The organism is Brevirhabdus sp. (assembly GCF_052826345.1).
This window is the reverse complement of record NZ_JBRBUA010000060.1, coordinates 68,378-85,915: the sequence shown is the minus strand read 5'-3', so window position 1 is coordinate 85,915 and position 17,538 is coordinate 68,378. Positions and strand designations below refer to the sequence as shown.

General features: G+C 61.2%; 11 protein-coding genes, 1 tRNA gene and 3 pseudogenes. 9 read left to right on the top strand and 6 right to left on the bottom strand.

Annotated features, from left to right (window positions below; genetic code table 11):
* From ACU0BR_RS07665 to ACU0BR_RS07650, 4 genes and pseudogenes are all read left to right on the top strand, one after another.
* A pseudogene (locus ACU0BR_RS07665) lies at window positions 1–231 on the top strand (tryptophan synthase subunit beta); the annotation flags it as partial.
* Window positions 232–317: 86 nt separating this feature from the next.
* Window positions 318–1,457 (top strand): DUF7282 domain-containing protein, encoded by a 1,140-nt coding sequence (locus ACU0BR_RS07660; RefSeq protein ID WP_446156257.1) that lies wholly within the window; start codon window positions 318–320, stop codon window positions 1,455–1,457.
* Between the two features lie 268 nt (window positions 1,458–1,725).
* Window positions 1,726–2,367, top strand: a complete 642-nt coding sequence (locus ACU0BR_RS07655) for a hypothetical protein (protein ID WP_446156256.1) — start codon at window positions 1,726–1,728, stop codon at window positions 2,365–2,367.
* Between the two features lie 77 nt (window positions 2,368–2,444).
* Window positions 2,445–3,029: a helix-turn-helix transcriptional regulator gene (locus ACU0BR_RS07650; protein WP_446156255.1), complete on the top strand. Its 585-nt coding sequence runs from the start codon at window positions 2,445–2,447 to the stop codon at window positions 3,027–3,029.
* A gap of 77 nt (window positions 3,030–3,106) precedes the next feature.
* On the opposite strand, the gene ACU0BR_RS07645 is transcribed toward ACU0BR_RS07650, so the two are convergent.
* From ACU0BR_RS07645 to ACU0BR_RS07635, 3 genes are all read right to left on the bottom strand, one after another.
* Complete coding sequence (locus ACU0BR_RS07645) at window positions 3,107–3,556, bottom strand: beta-lactamase hydrolase domain-containing protein (RefSeq protein ID WP_446156254.1); 450 nt, start codon at window positions 3,554–3,556, stop codon at window positions 3,107–3,109.
* A gap of 10 nt (window positions 3,557–3,566) precedes the next feature.
* The gene (locus tag ACU0BR_RS07640; RefSeq protein ID WP_446156253.1) at window positions 3,567–4,964 is read right to left on the bottom strand and encodes an MBL fold metallo-hydrolase; all 1,398 of its coding nucleotides are present in this window, start codon (window positions 4,962–4,964) and stop codon (window positions 3,567–3,569) included.
* 90 nt (window positions 4,965–5,054) lie between these two features.
* A complete protein-coding gene (locus tag ACU0BR_RS07635; protein ID WP_446156252.1) occupies window positions 5,055–7,475 on the bottom strand; it encodes an HWE histidine kinase domain-containing protein in 2,421 nt (806 codons plus the stop codon).
* 782 nt (window positions 7,476–8,257) lie between these two features.
* Between ACU0BR_RS07635 and ACU0BR_RS07630 the strand changes: the two are divergent.
* From ACU0BR_RS07630 to ACU0BR_RS07610, 5 genes and pseudogenes are all read left to right on the top strand, one after another.
* A pseudogene (locus tag ACU0BR_RS07630) lies at window positions 8,258–8,673 on the top strand (transposase); the annotation flags it as partial.
* Window positions 8,649–9,739, top strand: a pseudogene (locus tag ACU0BR_RS07625) (IS3 family transposase); the annotation flags it as partial. The pseudogenes ACU0BR_RS07630 and ACU0BR_RS07625, both read left to right, overlap by 25 nt.
* Before the next feature lie 153 nt (window positions 9,740–9,892).
* The gene (locus ACU0BR_RS07620) at window positions 9,893–10,531 is read left to right on the top strand and encodes an HIT domain-containing protein (RefSeq protein ID WP_446156251.1); all 639 of its coding nucleotides are present in this window, start codon (window positions 9,893–9,895) and stop codon (window positions 10,529–10,531) included.
* A complete protein-coding gene (locus ACU0BR_RS07615) occupies window positions 10,524–11,090 on the top strand; it encodes a hypothetical protein (RefSeq protein WP_446156250.1) in 567 nt (188 codons plus the stop codon). Before ACU0BR_RS07620 ends, ACU0BR_RS07615 begins: the two co-directional genes overlap by 8 nt.
* A 2-nt stretch (window positions 11,091–11,092) precedes the next feature.
* Window positions 11,093–13,495 carry a hypothetical protein gene (locus ACU0BR_RS07610; RefSeq protein WP_446156249.1) on the top strand — a complete coding sequence of 801 codons (2,403 nt, stop codon included), beginning with the start codon at window positions 11,093–11,095 and terminating at the stop codon, window positions 13,493–13,495.
* Window positions 13,496–13,744: 249 nt separating this feature from the next.
* Here ACU0BR_RS07610 and ACU0BR_RS07605 read toward each other — a convergent pair.
* From ACU0BR_RS07605 to ACU0BR_RS07595, 3 genes are all read right to left on the bottom strand, one after another.
* A tRNA-Arg gene (locus ACU0BR_RS07605) sits at window positions 13,745–13,821 on the bottom strand.
* Between the two features lie 872 nt (window positions 13,822–14,693).
* The gene (locus ACU0BR_RS07600; RefSeq protein WP_446156248.1) at window positions 14,694–16,097 is read right to left on the bottom strand and encodes a sensor histidine kinase; all 1,404 of its coding nucleotides are present in this window, start codon (window positions 16,095–16,097) and stop codon (window positions 14,694–14,696) included.
* A gap of 22 nt (window positions 16,098–16,119) precedes the next feature.
* A complete protein-coding gene (locus ACU0BR_RS07595; RefSeq protein ID WP_446156247.1) occupies window positions 16,120–17,538 on the bottom strand; it encodes a dihydrolipoyl dehydrogenase family protein in 1,419 nt (472 codons plus the stop codon).

The window sequence follows — 17,538 nt, the reverse complement described above, 5'->3', positions numbered from 1 at the left end:
GAATACGTCTCCATCACCGATGTCGAGGCGCTGGAGGCCTTTCAGCTGTGTTGCGAAAAGGAAGGCATCATCCCGGCGCTGGAACCCAGCCACGCCCTGGCGCATGTGATGAAGATCGCGCCGGACCTGCCTGCCGATCACCTGATCTGCATGAACATGTGCGGGCGCGGTGACAAGGATATCTTTACCGTCGCCAAGGCGCTGGGCGTCGAAATCGACGCGGGCGGCTGATCACGATTGTTTCACCGGACCTGACAGGAACAGGAATGCTTAGTCATCATTGTGTCAACGAGCGCAATAATGAACAGGAGTTCCCAATGCGTATGTTTATGACGACCGTAGCCGCTGTGAGCCTCATGGCCGGTGGCGCGATGGCACAGACGTCGATCATGACGAAGGACGTCAAGATCAACGGCGATCAGGTCACGCTGAGCGATGTGAAGGCCGATCAGGACGGCTATATCGTTCTGCACGCGGTCTTGGACGGCAAGCCCGTCGTCCCTGCCTCCATCGGTCATGCGATGGTCAAGAAGGGCGACAACAAGAATGTCGTGATCACCTCGGATTACCCGCTGGAGAACGGCGAGGATTACGTCGCGATGCTGCACGTCGAATCGAACGGCAACCAGACCTATGACTTCGGTCCGGGTTCGACCAAGGTCGACACGCCGGTGATGACAAACGGCAAGATCGCGCTGTCCCAGTTCACCGCCACCAACACGGCCGCCGCATCCGGCATGACGCCCAAGGTGATGGGCAGGCAGGCGATGATCGAGGGGTCGCTGGTGACGGTGCCCGCCGTCGTGGCCGCCAAGCCCGGCTACGTGGTTATCCATGAGGCGAAGGACGGCAAACCCGTCGTGCCGCAGTCGATCGGGCACGCCGCCGTCAAGGCCGGGACCAACGAAAACATCCAGATCACGACCGACAAGCAGCTGAAGGACGGCAGGGAATACATCCTGATGCTGCACGAGGAAACCAACGGCAACAGCAGCTATGATTTCGGTCCGGGGTCGACCGATGTGGATACGCCCGCCATGGCGAATGGCAATGCCGTCACCACGCCTTTCACCGCGATGACGGTGTCGGCCAAGGCCAAGATGAAGAAAGACAAGATGTCGCCCATGATCGACACCAAGAAGGCGGACATCGACGGCAGCTCGGTCACGTTCAAGGACGTGGTCGCCGCCAATGACGGGTATCTGGTGCTCCATGCCACCAAGGACGGCAAGCCCGTGGTGCCCGCGAATATCGGCCATGTCGCGGTCAAGGCCGGGCACAACCGAAACGTGTCGGTCAAGGCCAGTACGCCGCTGAATGAGGGTGAAACCTACGTCGCGATGCTGCATGACGAGACCAACGGCAACAGCACCTACGACTTCGCCAAGGGGGCCACGAATGTGGACACGCCCACCATGGCCCAGGGCAAGCCCGTCATCGTGACCTTCGGCGGCTGATAAATATCGCCACCGCGCGACATGACTGCCCGAAACAGGACCCCGGCGCCGCGCGCCGGGGTCTTTTGTTGTGAAACAAGGGTCAAACCCGACAGTTCATATCGCTACATCTTTCGTTCATTGGCCCGGATTACCCCTTCGGTCGGATGGATTTTCCTCTCGATCCGGGTTTTTGTTAGGCTAGGCGGTACAGGCAAATCCCCTACGTCCCCCTCGATCCCCCTCTTGCCTGTACCGCCCGCCTGAAATGTCAAAGCGAGGCCCCAGAATGAAAATGAGCAGCTTCATCGTACCGGCCACCGTTGCCGCGATCACAGTGTCCGGTGCCGTGGCACAGGAACGCCCTGCCGAAGGCCGTGCGGCGCTGCGGCTTCAGGGGGCGGTTGCCTTGGTCCAGGCGCGCGGGGCGGCATCGGTCGCCGCGCAGCTGGCGCAGCAGGGCTATCGCGTGACCGAGCAGCGCCGGACGCTGCTGGGCCGCACCTTGCTGCGCGCCGAAAGCCGCACCCATGTGCGCGAGGTCGTCATTCATCAGCGCACGGGCGAGATCCTGCGCGATGTCATCCTCGCGGAAAAGCCGACCGACCGCGGCGCAGCGGCGCGCGAGACCGTCGGCGCGGGCTCGGGTGGGCTGGCGTCCTTTCTCGGGCTGGGACGCAACTCCGCCCGGGGTCAGGCATCCGGCGACGACGAAAACGGCGGGGCGCGCGACAATGCGAGCGACGACAGAGCGAGAGGCGACGGAAATGCCGCTGGCGCCGCGTCGGGCGGCGACGGTGGTAATGGCAACAACGACGACCGCGGCAATGGCGGCGGCAACGGCGGCGGCAAGGGCAACGGCAACGGCGGCATCTCCGCCGATGTTTCCGTCGGCGAGTCGGTGGGGGTCAGCGTCGGAATAGGCAACTGACCGCGAGGGTGCTATGAAGGATCTGCCGGTCGGGACCTGCCGACCGCAGGTGTCATGCGAGGAAGACGGATGAAAGCATGTCCATGACCCGCACACTGCCGCTTCCTGCGGGTGCGATGTGGCTGTTGCTGCTGATGCTGGTCCAGCTGGGATGTGCCGGGTTGTTCATCGTGTTTTTCGTGGTCGATGTCGCGGGGCTGAGCGCCACGCCATCGAGCTATACCATGCGCGAAATCGTGCAGATCGCCGCCGGTGCCGGGCTGTTGCTGAGCATCGTGCTGAACGGTTTCCTGTTTCACAGCATCCTGCGGCGCAACGCGGCGCTGGAACAGGGGCTGCGCGCGGCGCGGGGTGCGTTCCACGAATTGATCGTCGCCGAATTTCAGAAATGGATGCTGTCGCGCGCCGAAGCGGAGGTGGCCCTGCTGGCGATCAAGGGCTATTCCAACGCCGAGATCGCCGCCCTGACCAACAAGAGCGAAGGCACCGTGAAATCGCAGTCCAACGCGGTGTTCCGCAAGGCGGGCGTGTCGGGCAGGGTACAGTTGATGAGCCACTTCATGGAAGAGCTCATGGACGAGGCGCTGACGCCCGAGACCGTCGACCCGCAGGACAAGCCCGAGCGCGACGGCGCCCCGGCACGAAGCCCCCGCGCGGCCTGACCGGCGCCGCGTGATCCCGCGCCGCCACCCGCCGCCACGCCCCGGCGGGCGCGGCTGACGGGTAGCAGGCCCCGCCGTCAGCCGCCGCTCTTCCGATCCGCGTAGCTTTTCACGAACTGGCCGATCGGCTCCTCCGACAGATCGATGCCCCGTCGACGGCCCTCGGCCAGCGCGGCGTCGCCGTCCCAGCCCTTGTCCGCGGCCAGCGCCATCAAGGTCATCGCCGCCGCGCGCTTGCCCGAGGCGCAGTGCAGGAACACGGGCTGCGGCAGATCGTCGAGCGCGCGGCGGAAGTCATCCACCTGCGCCTCGTCGAGGCTGTCCCCGCTGACGGGCACATGCAGGTAGTTGAGGCCCGCCGCCTCCGCGATGCGGTGCTCCTCGGCCGGGCTCAGGCCCTTTTCTCCGGCGGTGCGGAAATTGACCAGGCCCCGCATTCCCGATGTGGCCGCCTTGCGCAGCGCCGCCTCGTCCGGGTTGAAAAGCGCCACGATGTGATTGCTGTCGATGGTTGCGATGTTGTCCATTGGATGATCCTCACGAATTGTCCGGTTTTTCGGTCGGGTAACCCGCCGCCGTCCAGGCCTTCCAGCTGCCGGGTACGTTGTGCACCTGCTCGAAGCCCTCGCGTTTCAGCAGGCTCGCCGCGATGGAGGCGCGAAAGCCGCTCGCGCAATAGGTCGCGTAGGGGGCGGTGCGGTCCAGCTGCGCCATGTCCTCGCGCAGTTTTCCGAGAAAGGCGAATTTGGCGCCCGGCACGTGACCTTCCTCCCATTCCTCGGGCTTGCGCACGTCGAGCGGCGTCAGATCCTGCGTCTCCTTCAGCTCATGCACCGAGGTCTGCGGAATCTGCGCGAAAGGCCGACCGTCCTCGCGCCAGGCGGCCATGCCGCCCGCCAGGTAACCGCCGAAATCGGTGAAGCCGGTGCGCCAGAGCAGACGCAGCACGTCGGGCAGGTCGCTGTCTTCATGCAGCACCAGATGGATGGGCCTTTCGGGGTCGAGAAGCCAGCCCGCCCAGACAGACAGCTCGGGCCGGGCCCCGATGTTGAGGCTGCCGGGCACATGGCCCGCCCCGAAATCGAGCATGTCGCGCACGTCGAGGATCTGCGCCCCCTCCTTGGTGGCCTCGGCAAAGCGCGCCACGTTCATCGGCTCGATCCGGGGCAGGTTGCGCAGCACCTCGGGGCCGCCCGCGTTGACCTTTTTCAGCCGGGGGTAATGGGTCGGCACCGGCGGCGCATCCTGTTGCATGGCTTTCTTGAACGCCTCCAGATCGGTGATCCGTGCATAGCTGTTGAAGCGCCGCTCGTAGCCGATCGTGCTGGACATCCTGTCGCCGATGTCGGGGCCGCAGGCGGACCCCGCCCCGTGACAGGGATAGAGGATGACATCGTCGGGCAGCGCCATGAAGATGTCCTGGACGGTGTGGAACAGCTTTTCCGTCAGTTCCTCGGTCTGGTCGTCGCCCATCAGATCGGGCCGCCCGACGCTGTCGACGAAGAAGGCGTCGCCCGAAAGGACGCCCCAGGGGGTTTCCTTGTCCCCGTCGAACAGCAGATAGGACAGGTGTTCGGGCGTATGGCCGGGCGTCAGGCGGGCCTTCATCCGTATGCCGCCGAAGCTGAACTCGTCCCCGTCGTGCAGGGGCTCATGCGCGAACCCGTACTCCGCGCCGCCTTCGGCACTGACATAAAGCTTGGCCTGCCCGCCGAGGCGGTCCACCAGCTCTCGCGCGCCGCTCATGAAATCCGCGTGGATATGGGTTTCGAACACATGGGTGATCGCAAGGCCGAAGCGGCGCGCCGTCTCCAGGTAGACATCGACGTCGGGCCGCGGATCGACCACGGCGCAGACATGCGCGGCGTCGTCGCCCAGCAGATAGGAGCATTCCGCAACGCCGTCGGCCAGGATTTGTTTGAAACGCAGGGTCATTGGCAAGTCCTCCTGAAAGGTGAACCTGTCGCGCCGCACTTCGTTCCTGCGAGGGCGTCTGCGATATTGCAGATGCGCCCCGGCCGCGCGCTACGCGCGCCGCTTGCTCACCGCCGCGGCAAGCGTGCGCACCAGTTGTTTCCCATCGAATGGCTTTTCCAGCCACGGCGCGTCCTTCAGCTCGGCCGGGATGTCGATGACCCCGGAATAGCCTGTGGTGAAGACGAACGGAATCTCGCGCGCCGCCACCACATGCGCGGCAGGCCAGACGAGCTTGCCGTCCAGGTTGATGTCCAGGACGGCGGCATCGAACGCGTCCTTCGCAACTATCCTCAGCGCGTCGGCGATTGTCGAGGCAGGCCCGACCACCGTGCAGCCGGCGGCGTGCAGGGCATTGGCGGTTTCCTGCGCGACGAGCGATTCATCTTCGATCACAAGGACCCTTTTGCCTTGGATCGCCTCGCAATCGCCTTCCACCGGATCGGCGGGGCTGTAGCTACGTTCGATTTTGCCATCCGCGGTCTGCAAATTGTCGAGCGGCAGGTCGATCACGACCTTGAGCCCCGCGCGCGCATAATCGAGAGACACCTCGCCGCCCAGTTCCGACGTCAGCACTCGTTCGATGAGCAGGGAGCCGAAACCCTTCTGGCGCGGTGCGCTTTCCAGCGGGGGGCCGCCCTCTTCCTGCCAGACGAAGACCAGCCGCCGGTTGTCGGGCGTGCCCGCAATCTGCCAGACGACGGTGAGCCGCCCCTGATCGCTGGAAAGCGCGCCGTATTTGGCTGCGTTGGTGACCAGCTCATGCAGGGCGAGCGTCAGGGTCTGCGCGGCCTTGGGGGTCACCTTCATCCCCGGCCCCTCGACGCGTATCCGCCCGCTTCCGTCGCCGCGGTAGGGGGCTATTGCGTTTTCCACCAGAACTTCGAAGGAGGCCCCCTCCCAGCGGCTGCGCGCCAGCAGGGAATGCGACTGTGCCAAGGCGGAGATCCGTCCGACCAGCCGATCGGCCGCTTCCGGCGCCACGCCCTGTCCGCGTGCGAGGCTCTGGCGCGCGATCGACTGCACGACGGCGAGGATGTTCTTTACCCGGTGATCCAGCTCGGCCATCAGCATGTTCTGATGCTGCTCGGCCCGCTTTTGGTCGGTCACGTCGCGCACGAAGCCGCTGCCGACGACAGGGCGGCCATCCCCGGTATTGTGAAAAATGCCCGTGCAATGCACGTGCCGCGGGCTGCCGCCGGGGCGCAGCACCCGGTACGCGAGGTCGAATGGCAGGCCTTCGCGCGCGCAGCTGCGGATCTGCGCCTCGACACCCGCCTGGTCCTCGGGGTGGATGTGCTGCATCCATTCCGCCACGGTGGTCTCGCCGTCGTCAAAGCCCATGATCTCCTGCCCCCGGGCGTCCATCGTCGCGGTGCCGGTCGCGAAATTCCAGCTCGCCCATCCCAGGCTGGATGCCTGGGTCGCCATTGCCAGCGCATCGCGTGTCTCGCGCAATTGCCGTTCACTGCGGCGGCGGGCTGCTTCCGTGCGCGCGCCCTCGACGGCCGCATGGATTCTTTGTGCGGCATCTTCGATCAGGGCGACATCGGCGGGGTGCCAGTGCTTGCGTTGCGCGGAGTGGATCGCCAGCACGGCGACGAGCCGTCCGTCGCTCAGATGCGGAACGTTCAGAAGCCCGCGGATGCCGCGCTGCGCGAAGGCCTCGCGCGCGTCGGGGGCGCAGGTGCGCGGGTCCTCGCGCACATCGTCGATGACGATGCTGCGGCCCCGCAGCAGATCGGCGACGAAATCGGCACCGAAATCCTGCAGCCGGTGCCGCCCGACGTTTCTGGGCATGTCGCCGGTGTTCCAGTCGCTGTCTATCAGCGCGTACTCGCCCGCGGGGTCGATTTCGGCATATTCGATCTGCTCCGCCCCGAGATGCCGGGCGAGAGCCGCCGCCGCGTCGGGGCTGAGCGCGCCGGACTCCTTGCGCGTCCGAAAGCTTTCGTTCAGCTCGACCCTCAACCGCGCGCGTCGTTCTTCCAGCACCTGTTCGGTGATCTCGAGGCACGGGCAGAGAAACCCCTGCACGGCCCCGTCGGCGTCGCGAACGGGCGTATAGGAAAAGGAGAAATGCGTTTCTTCGAGATAGCCCTTGCGGGTCATCATCAGCGGAATGTCGTCCATGTGCAGCGCTTCGCCCGCGTAGGCGCGCGCGACGATGGGTTTCAGATCCCGGTCCCAGATTTCGTGCCAGATCCGGTCGAAGGACTGGCCGAGCGCGGGATGTTTGGCCGCCAGGATTTCCGCATAGGCATCGTTGTAGAGGATCGTTCGCTCGGGGCCCCAGACGATGAACATGGGCTGGCTCGAGGCCAGCATCAAATCGACCAGGACGCGAAGCACCTGTGGCCAGCCCTCGGGGGCGCCGAGCGGCGAGCGCGCCCAGTCATGCGCGCGAAACAACGCACCCATTTCCCCGTCCGCGGAGAAAGGGGGCGTGGTCTGGTGTTTGCTGTCTCCCAACCGGCATCTCCCCTGAAATCGCACGATCAGCGCGCGGTACCGGACCATAAGGTATTGTTCTTTTTCACGCAGGCCAGCTTCGGACGCAATTGCGACAGAATAAAGGAGGCGCGGCCTTCAACCACACCTTGCACGCGCCGGGGCGCAGGCGAAGCCGCCGGTCGGCCATCGAGGTGTTCACGAGGAAAGGCCACATACGCCCGGCGGCCCGAAAAGGCGCGGGTCAGGCGGTTATTGGAGGGGGAAAGTGGCGCGCTGGGGAGGATTCGAACCCCCGACCCCTTGATTCGTAGCTGCATGATCGGGGTTTTTGTAAGCGATTGTAGCGATGTAACTTTTTAATACGCTTCAAAAGGTTAACCGGCACCTACCGCTCGAATTGTAAGCAATCAACACTGGAAAATACGGGAAAAATACCCTCTTCCCCTAGAGTTTTAGGGGAAGATTTAGGGGAAGATTTGGGGGAGCCGCGGACGAAGCGAGGGCACCGACCTAACAAGTAATCGCTCTTTAGCGACAAGTGATCGCGCTTCGGCCCCCTTCCAGTAATGCCCAGTTCTGGCTCCCGCCGAAGATGCGGATCACGGGTCAGGATGTGGATCTCGACCCCAACTCGCTCGACGAGCTTGAGATCATCGGCAAGGTGAAAGGGCGCTTCTCGCTCGGCTGAAGGCTTTATCCATTTGGCTCCGGCTACCACAGCATATTAATCCCGCGCCCCGTTACGCCCGGACACTTGGGGATAACCATGGAGATTTAGGCATGCACCTAAGCAGGTGCCTATGTCTGACTATGAGATCATCACCGATGGCGGCCGTAGGCGCCGCTGGTCTGCTGCTGAAAAGATCCGGATCGTCGAGGAGACCCTCGAGGACGGCGCCAGCATCTCCGTCATAGCTAGCCGGAATGTCGTTGCTTCGAACCTTCTGTATCGTTGGCGGCGCCTGATGGGTTCGAGTTCACCTGCTGGAACCGTGAGATCATCCGGGGCGCGTTCTTTATCGACGCGCACGACCGGGAGATCATCTCTTGGCGAGCCGTGGTGAATGCAGGCATCAGTGGCTCGGATATCCGCGACATGATGCTGTAGGCGGTCGAACTGCGGTTCGGAACCAACAGGGCACCTCGTCCGGTCGAGATGCTGAGTGATAAAACCTCGCCTTACATCGCCAGGGAGGCAGGACGGTATCGGAGGCGAAGCGTCCGAAGACGCTCGAGGACGAGAATGCGAAGCTGAAGAACCTGCTCGCTGAGCATGCCGGCTCTGGCTGCCATGAAGGAGCTGTTTTGAAAAATTGGCGACGCCTTCTGTGAAGCGCGAGGCGACCGCGCACCTGAGGTCCCTGCTCGGGCTCCCGGAACGTCGGGCGTGCCGGATTGCCGGGGCGGATAGCAAGATGGTCCACTATCAGGCGCAGCGTGCGCCGGACACGGTGCTGCGCGGGCGGTTGCGGGAACTGGCCAACGAGCGCCGACGGTTCGTCTATCGGCGGCTCTTCGTGCTGCTGCGTCGCGAGGGCGAGCCGTCCGGGGTCAACCGGATCTACCGGCTCTACCGCAAAGCAGACCTGACGTGCGCAAAAGGAAGGCCCGGCGCAAGGCTGTCGGAACACGGGGCCCCGATCCTGGCCGCGGCGCGTCCCAACGCCCGCCCCCTCTCTTCGTTTGCACTGCAAACGACTGCGGGGCAACGGATCGCTGGATTTTGTCCACGACCAGTTCGCCAGCGGCCAACGCTCACGGGTGCTCAACGTAGTCGACGATGTTACCCGGAAGTGCCTCGCCGCGATCCCTGACACTTCGATCTCTGGGCGCAGGGTGGCGCACGAACTGACGGCTTTGATCGAGCGACGCGGCAGGCCAGAAATGATCGTCAGCGACAACGGGACGAAACTGACCTCGCATGCCATCTTGCGGTGGTGTTCCGAAGCAGAGGATCGAATGGCATCACATAGCGTTGGGCAGGCAGATGCAGGACGCTTTCGTGGAGAGTTTCGACGGCCCATGTGCGACGAGTGCTCAACGAGACCATGTTCCGTAACCTGGCTCACGCGCGTGTCGTGATCGCGGCTTGGGCTACGGACTACAACACCGAGCGTCCGCATTCGGCCTTGGACTACCAGACCCCGGCTGACTACGCGCGGAGCCTGACCACCGCAATCGCCCGCCCCGCAGCGCAAGACGAAAGCTCCACGCGTCGGGCGATTGCTCAACTTGCGCCCATCGGCGTAAACACCGTCCCGGCTCCGGTCGCGGCTGGATAAAAAATCAGTGGCCGGCCACCCGTAGCTCAAGGCAGAAGGTTGATCCAACGGCAATTTGCGGGTATCCCAAGCACAGCACGAGCTGTGAGCAACCTCTGCCAATTCAGCGATATGTGGTAGAACTCCACCTAGCAACCTCAAGAAATGTTAGAAATGACCCTCGCAGACACAAGACCTGGCCACGACAACAAGTTTCATTGGCTCTTCCTGCCAAGACAAAGGTCGACAACTGCGCTCTACGACATAATCATAGAAGAGACGCAGAATTTCGCGGTTCTTCCAACGAAGGGGTCAATTGTAGCCGGATGGGTGCTCGTTGTGCCGAAGTTCCCAACACCGCGCATGGCAGACGTACCACAATCCATGTTTGGTGAACTGAGGGAACTGGTGAACCGCACGATCAGTAAAATTGAATCGAAATTTGGAGCAACATACACTTTCGAGCATGGCGGATTGAAAGGTTCGCCAGTTTCATGCGGCGTCGATCAGGCACATCTTCATATTGCCCCAGTTGATTTTAATCTTCTTGAGGCTGCGCAAGCCGAGACGGCAAGTGAATGGATGCATGCGGGCACAGACAGAGTTCCTCAAAATGATTGCACAGACAGCGAGTATTGGTTTGTGTCTTCTGGCGAGATTTCCGCATACAAGGCGATTGATTGCCCACGCTCGCAGTTCTTCAGAAAAATTATCGCTCGAGAAACTGGGAACGCAGACCGCTGGGATTACAGGGGCAATGATTTCGTCGAAAATGTCTCTGCTACACTGGAAGCCATTGGCGCAAATGGCTGAAGAAGATGAAGAACTGCCAGATTACGACGATGGTCGAGATACTGGAGACTGGAAATCACGTTATCAGAGACGCGCTTGGTGCCAGATCGCCGCGGAATTCCTGCTTCTGTTTTCCTATTTGATCGTCGCCAACTATTTCCTGATCGAAGCTGTTACCGAAAAATCAGCGGAATTCACAAAGGAAGGGTTTATCTATAACTCTTTGTTCGGCGTCTATGTTGCTGAAGAAGAGGCGAAATGGATCGCACTGGCGCTAGCGGGTTTTGTTGGAGGTGCGGTATTCGACCTCAAATGGATGTACCATTCAGTTGCAAAAGGCATCTGGAACATTGATCGATGTCTATGGCGAATTATTGTGCCCTTCAATTCCTCAATGGTCTCACTCTTTACGGGGCTTCTCTTTGCATCTGGCTCCATCCCGTTTTTGAAAAATGAGAGCTTCGACGACTACTACGTTCTTTTAGGTTTCGGATTTGTTTTTGGTTACTTCTCGGACAACATTTTGGCCGCCCTTCAGAATCTCGCGAAGAAAACCTTCGGTACTTTGGATGACAGTTAATAATGCTGATCGACGCAACGCCGCCAACTGAAAAAGACTTCGACTCGCACGCAAAGATCACGAAGAAGTATGGTGTAAAAGCGGCTGGGCTAGCGTTCCTACCTCCCGCATGGCGCCTTGAGTTTGCGGCTCTTTCAGTACAAGTTCACAATTCATGGCGGAATGGGGCCGATCTCGGGTCAGATTCCGAAGTAAAAAATCTATGGTCATGGCTGCAGGGCTGCTCCTTCGATCGTATTATTCTTCGCTCCAGCGGCAGGTCCGAAACACTGCAAGATCGAGGGAAATTTCAATCTCGCGTTCTAAAAAGTGGATGGAACTTTAGTACTCTAATCACAGAACTGGGAAAACTCTATGATGACGCTGCCGCTGTTGAAGCCGGAGCCGACCTCGGCATAGTCGTTCAAAAGTATGTCAGAGCCGAATTTGCTGGGCACCTTTCAAACGAGCATCGCGTAAGCCCGACAATAAACCAGTGGTCATACGAATTAGAGTTACCACAATGGGTCCCCTCGAAGGGTATCAACTCAAAATTCACAACATCTCCGGATCCCAGAAACCCTCTGACATGTGGAAGTCAAATCCCTCATCAGCCTTTGAGATCAGTCGGACACTTTCTTGTAGAAGAGTTTTCTGAGCGTTGTCACCTTGAATGGCTTGTGCACGATAGTTCGCTGTATCTGATGCAGGTCGACTTTGAGTGGCCTCAGTTGGACGTTGGACTTGATCCCAAAAAGGACCTCAAGCTGGAAGCGCCTGCCGATTTGAACCTGGACGCCGCAACAAGCATCCGGCCATATGCGATCGGTTCGAAAACAAAATGGCCAAAGCTGAAAAATCTGTCTGATTTTGACTTTGAGGAGGATGGCATACAGCCTCCACGAATCTACCCACTCGAGCCGAAGCGGGTCGCTTCGACGTCCACTGATAGAAGAGAATACGACAAACTGGTGTCCGAGATGAAGGCACTAACAGGCAATAGATTGGTTGTCAGAACAGATTGCATTAAAGAAAGCGCGCAGAAATTCAATCTTCCTCGTACGGATACCATAGGGGTTGAAGATGCGATAAAATGGTGTAAGGAAACGATTTCTCAGTTTGAGAGACAGGGCGTCGAGAGAGAAGATATTATTTTCCTCTTCCATGCCTTCCTTCCCGCAATGGCTTCCGCGTGGGCATATGCCAGACCGGGAAATCCGGTAGTGATTGTCGATGCGCTTTGGGGGCTACCGGATGGCATGCAAGTACTTCCCGTCGATACCTATGAAGTCAATGTCGCACAAAATAGAGTTATTCAAACCAAGACAACCTACAAACCCTCTTTCTTGATTGAAGTCGATGGTGGGAAATGGGAATATCGGAGCACAAGGACCCGATCCGGGCGACGGCAGGTTTTGACCGCCGCTGATAAGATTGAGATTGCGGTTCGCACTTCTAAGATCGCCAATAAGCTAAACGAAGATGCGCAGATTATGTGGTTTTGCGACATTCCCGAGGACTACAAGATCGGGCGCAATCTTCCATGGTTTCGTTCCCGCGAAATCCTTGATCCATCGCCAAGACAGGATGTTCAATACCAGCCTTTTCGCTTATCGAACCCGAGTGATCTGAAACGAGTTCCCGCCGAGAAGGTTACGCTCCAATTATCGCCCGACGCAGATCTCATTCGAGATAATGCTTTCCTTGAGTCGGTCATTGCCTTGGCAAAGGAGCGGAATCTGCCTGTCCAACTTGAAGGCTCAATCCTCGGTCATGCATACTACAGGCTGAACCAGGAGAATATCCCCGTCGTTCTCACGAATGCACCCAAGTACTATCGGAAACGCAACGCGCAAGTTTTTGGCAAGCTCGTCCGTGATAAGATCCCTGCCACTATAGCGCAAGGTGGAGAGACCGTTAGAGAAGCCAAGCTTGCGAAAGGCGATATGCAACTAGCGTTGGCGGGTAAGTTGCTAGAAGAGCTTGATGAGTTCTTGAGAGCCCACACGGATGATGACCGTGCTGCTGAGCTTGCAGACGTTTTGGAAGTGGTGAAGGGCCTGGCCAACTGTTCTGGCCTTCGTTGGAGCAAAATTGAACGACTTGCGGAGGAAAAGGTCTCAAAACGTGGCGGCTTTAATGAAGGCGTGGTTCTCGTCGAAACCGCATTACCTCATCGTGACAGCCCTATCGAACGTCAAGAACAAGTCCGAATATCTGACTTAGGCAAGGTCGAGAGCAAGGAAAATACTGTGGTCGTACCACCAAGCAAACTTGTGGCAACTTCTAACGGGCCCGGCGTCATCTTTTCCTTCCTTGATGACCCTTCGCGATACAGGGCATCAATTAAGGATGGGAAACTCGTTCTAACAAGGCTCGACACAAGGGTCGCAGTGGTCGATGAAAAGCAGCAGGAATTATTCTAAGTCCGACCTGGCTTGCCTGCTTCTGAGCTTTTTCTTGGCACTTTTCCGGCTACCGACATCCGCTCTCAGGAAATGCCCGCAAAGAACAACGCTCTTACCAAATTGCCAAATCTAGTCTTGGCACAGCCTAGTTGTTCCTTCCGGCACCGCGAGCCATTGGGATCACAACCCGCTCAGTTAGATTCCCGTCATACAATGCTAGGCGCGCTGCGTCTCGTTAGTTAATGCGCACATCGATGGCCGATGATGTGGCGGACTGGGGAGGATTCGAACCCCCGACCTTCTGGTTCGTAGCCAGACACTCTATCCAACTGAGCTACCAGTCCGTTCGACTGCGATCTACGGGTAACAGGGCCGACCGTCAAGAGACAATTTTGGATATCTTGCCTATCTAACTTTGGCCGTTATCGGATACTCGAGGTCCCGGTCGATTGCTGATCGAGTTAGCGTCAGGCTGTCTGCGTCAGCGGTGAGGACCGAAGCGTACTCAGTCACGAGACAAAGGCCCTTTCCGGAGCGCGGTCGGCCCCCTGGCCCGAAGATTCAGTGTGCAATGGAGGCAAACACCGGGCAGGGGAAACCACCTCTTTCGTAGAGACGCGGCAGCACTGAACCGCCCCGGGTTTGCTCGTCGCAAGGCTCGCGACTGCCAACTCCGTCGCGCAGTACCCTGCCTCTACCTCGTATGCCGACGAAGGGAGGCCGAGATCCCAACGAGCGGAGTGATGACGTCAAGGCGAGGCCCGCAGTGAAAGCTGTCGCCACCTAGAGGCAGCGGTTCTGGAACACGTAGCGTTCGTTCGAACGCAGACCAACTAGTGACTGTGGCGAGAGAAGCAGTAACCGACACGGAGCCGATCTTCCCCTAGAAAAGCCCGACCCCACCGGAAGGACGCCCCGTTTCGGCCTGATCTTCCCCTATCTTCCCCTAAATCCGCCGGGTCTCCCCAAACCTTCCCCTAAAAACGCAAAAACCCCGGCACGGGCCGGGGCGGGGGAAGGGGAAGGCTGTGGGGAAGTCTTGGGGAAAATTCCCCTAACCAATCCGACCCCTGGCCGTAACTTGCTGTTTTCAGGTGTCTTTTAGGAAAGCTGGAAGAGAGACTACTCTCTTCGTAGTCAAGTACTCTATCCAACTGAGCTACCAGCGCGTCGTGGGGCGGTCTACCTGTGGCGCGCGGGCGATGCAAGTGGGATTTTACAAGATTTGCGGATCGAAAATGGCCGCGGTTTTCGGCAGCGTGATGGCGAAGCATGTGCCCTCGGGGCCGGTGCGTTCCAGCGTCAGCGTGCCGCCGTGGCCGTCGACCAGTTCGGCGGCGATCGCGAGGCCGAGGCCGGTGCCCTCCTTGCGCGTGCCGCCCTGGAAGGCGGTGAACAGATGCTCCTGCGCCTTGGGGGGCAGGCCGGGGCCGGTGTCGCTGACGCTGATGGTCCAGTCGCGTGCGCCCTCCCGGGCGGACACAAGCACGCGGCCGGGCGCGCCCGTGGCGGCGATGGCCTGGCGCGCGTTGCGGATCAGGTTGGCCAGCACGCGGTACATCTGCTCGGGATCGCAGCGCACGCTCAGATCGGCGGGGATTTCCCGGCGAAGTTCAACCTGGGCGTCGGGTGCGGAAAGCGCGTCGCTCTCGAAGACGTCCGCCACCAGGGCGGCCAGATCGACGCGGGCAAGCGTCGGCGGAGCCTCTTCGGCCTTGCCGAAGGCCAGGGTGCTTTCGCACAGGTTCACCGCGCGGCGGATGGAGGCGACAAGCTTGGGCGCGGCGCGCTGGACGCCCGGGTCCTCGGACTGGTCCATGCGGTCCGCGAACAGCTGCGCGGTGGTCAGGATGTTTCGCAGATCGTGGCTGATCTTGGCCACTGCCGCGCCCAGCTGCGCCAGCCGCTGCCGCTGGCGCAGGGCGGCGGTCAGTTGCTTTTCCAGGGATTGAAGCGCGTCTTCGGCGCGGCGCAGCTCGATCACGCCGGCGGTGGGGGCGATGATGCGCTGCGCGTCCTCGGGGGCGGCCGCGTAGGAGGCCATGTGATCGACCAGCCGCTCGATCGGCTTGACGAGGAACCGGCGCACCGCAAGGAACAAGAGCACGGCCGTGAAGATCGAGATGACAGCCGACAGCAGCAGGATGCGCAGCCCGTAGTCGATCATGGCGAGCCGCAGGTCGCGGGTCGGCATCGTGATCTCGATCAGCATCCCCGCCTCCCGGACCGGATCGCCCAGAACGCGGATCACCCGGTCGGCCGGGTCGGCCATCTGGGCGAGCGCGTCGCGGATCAGCGTCCAGGCGCCGGGCGCGCGCATGTCGTATGTGGCATGGACCGGCGAGGGAATGGGCGAGGATAGCACAAGCTGGCGCACCGCGTCGCGCCGCAGCACCACGTTGAACACCTCTGCATTGGCCAGCAGTTCCTTTTCCAGATCGGGGGGAACCATGTTTTCCGTCAGCAGCGCCAGCGAGGCGATCTGCGCGCGCTCCAGCCGCGACGACAGATAATCCTGGCGGAACCGCGCGACGGAGGGCACGAAGATCAGCACTTCGGCCAGCATGACGAACACGGTGGTAAGCAGCAGGAACCGGCCGGAGAGTGTGTTCAGGAACATTCCCTTACCCCTGTCATCGCGGTTAGGGGATGATGCGCTGCACCAGCCTTACGGTCCGCTCTACCAAGGGGTTATCAAAAAGCTTTGGGGAAAAGTAGGCCCCTGCCGCGCGTTTGTTCACTTCGCCCCAGGTGGGGTAGGGGGCGACCATCCCGGCGATGCCGCTCATCTTCGTGCCGTTGGCGATGGCAAGCGCCCAGACCCCCAGCAGATCGCCCGCATGCGGACCCACGATGGTGGCGCCGACCGGCTTGCCGCGCACGACGGAGACCTTGATCAGACCCTCGGTGCGGCGTTCGGCCACGGCGCGGTCGTTTTCGGCAAAGGCGAAACGGACGCAGCTTGCCTTGTTTCCATGGACCTCGCGCGCCCGGGCCTCGGTCAGACCGACCTGCGCCAGTTCGGGGTCGGTGAAGGTGGCCCAGGGAATATGGTGCCTGCGCGCGCGCGCGGGCAGGCCAAAGAGGATCGGGCGCAGGATGACCCCGGCGTGATACCCGGCGACATGGGTGAATTGCAGCCGCCCCGCGACATCGCCGATGGCATAGATGCGCCGGTTGCTGGTGCGCAGATCGTCGCCGACGGTGATGGTTCGGTCGTGGTCGACCCCGGCGCGGTCCAGATCGAGCCGGTCGATATTGGCCTTGCGGCCGACCGCGACCAGCAGGTGCGAGCCGGACACTTCGGTTCCGGCGGAGGTGCGCAGCGTGATCGCCCCGGCCGTGCCGCCGATCTGCGCGGCCTGCTCGCCCTCGATGATGCGCACGCCTTCGCCGCGCAGCCGGTCCAGCGCGATCGCCGCGCATTCGGGATCGTCGCGGCCAAGCGCCGTCTCGCCCTCGATCACGGTCACATCGCACCCCAGCCTGCGGTGGGCCTGCGCCATTTCCATTCCGATGGGCCCGCCGCCTATGATCAGCAGATGCGCGGGCCGTTCGCGCAGGTCGAACAGTGTTTCGTTGGTCAGATAGGGCACGCTGTCGAGCCCCTTGATCGGCGGTACCAGCGGGGAGGAGCCGGTGGCGATCACGAACCGGCGCGCCGTGATCACATGACCGCCCGCCTCAAGCGCGGTCGGGCTGACAAAACGGCCATGGGCGCGGATGACGTGCACGCCCAGCCCCTCGAATCTGTCCTGGCTGTCGACGGGCGCGATGGTGGCGATCACGTCACGCACATGGTTCATTGCGGCGGCATAGTCGATGTCGGGGACCACGGGCGTGATGCCGAACGGCCGACCGGATCGCATTCCCTGCGCGTGTCTGGCTGCCGCGATCAGGGCCTTGGAGGGAATGCAGCCGTAATTCAGGCAATCGCCGCCCATCTTGTGGCCTTCGACCAGAACCACCCGCGCGCCCATCTGGGACGCGCCCGCCGCCAGCGACAGCCCGGCGGACCCCGCCCCGATGACGCAGATGTCGGTGTCGATCCTGTCGCTCAT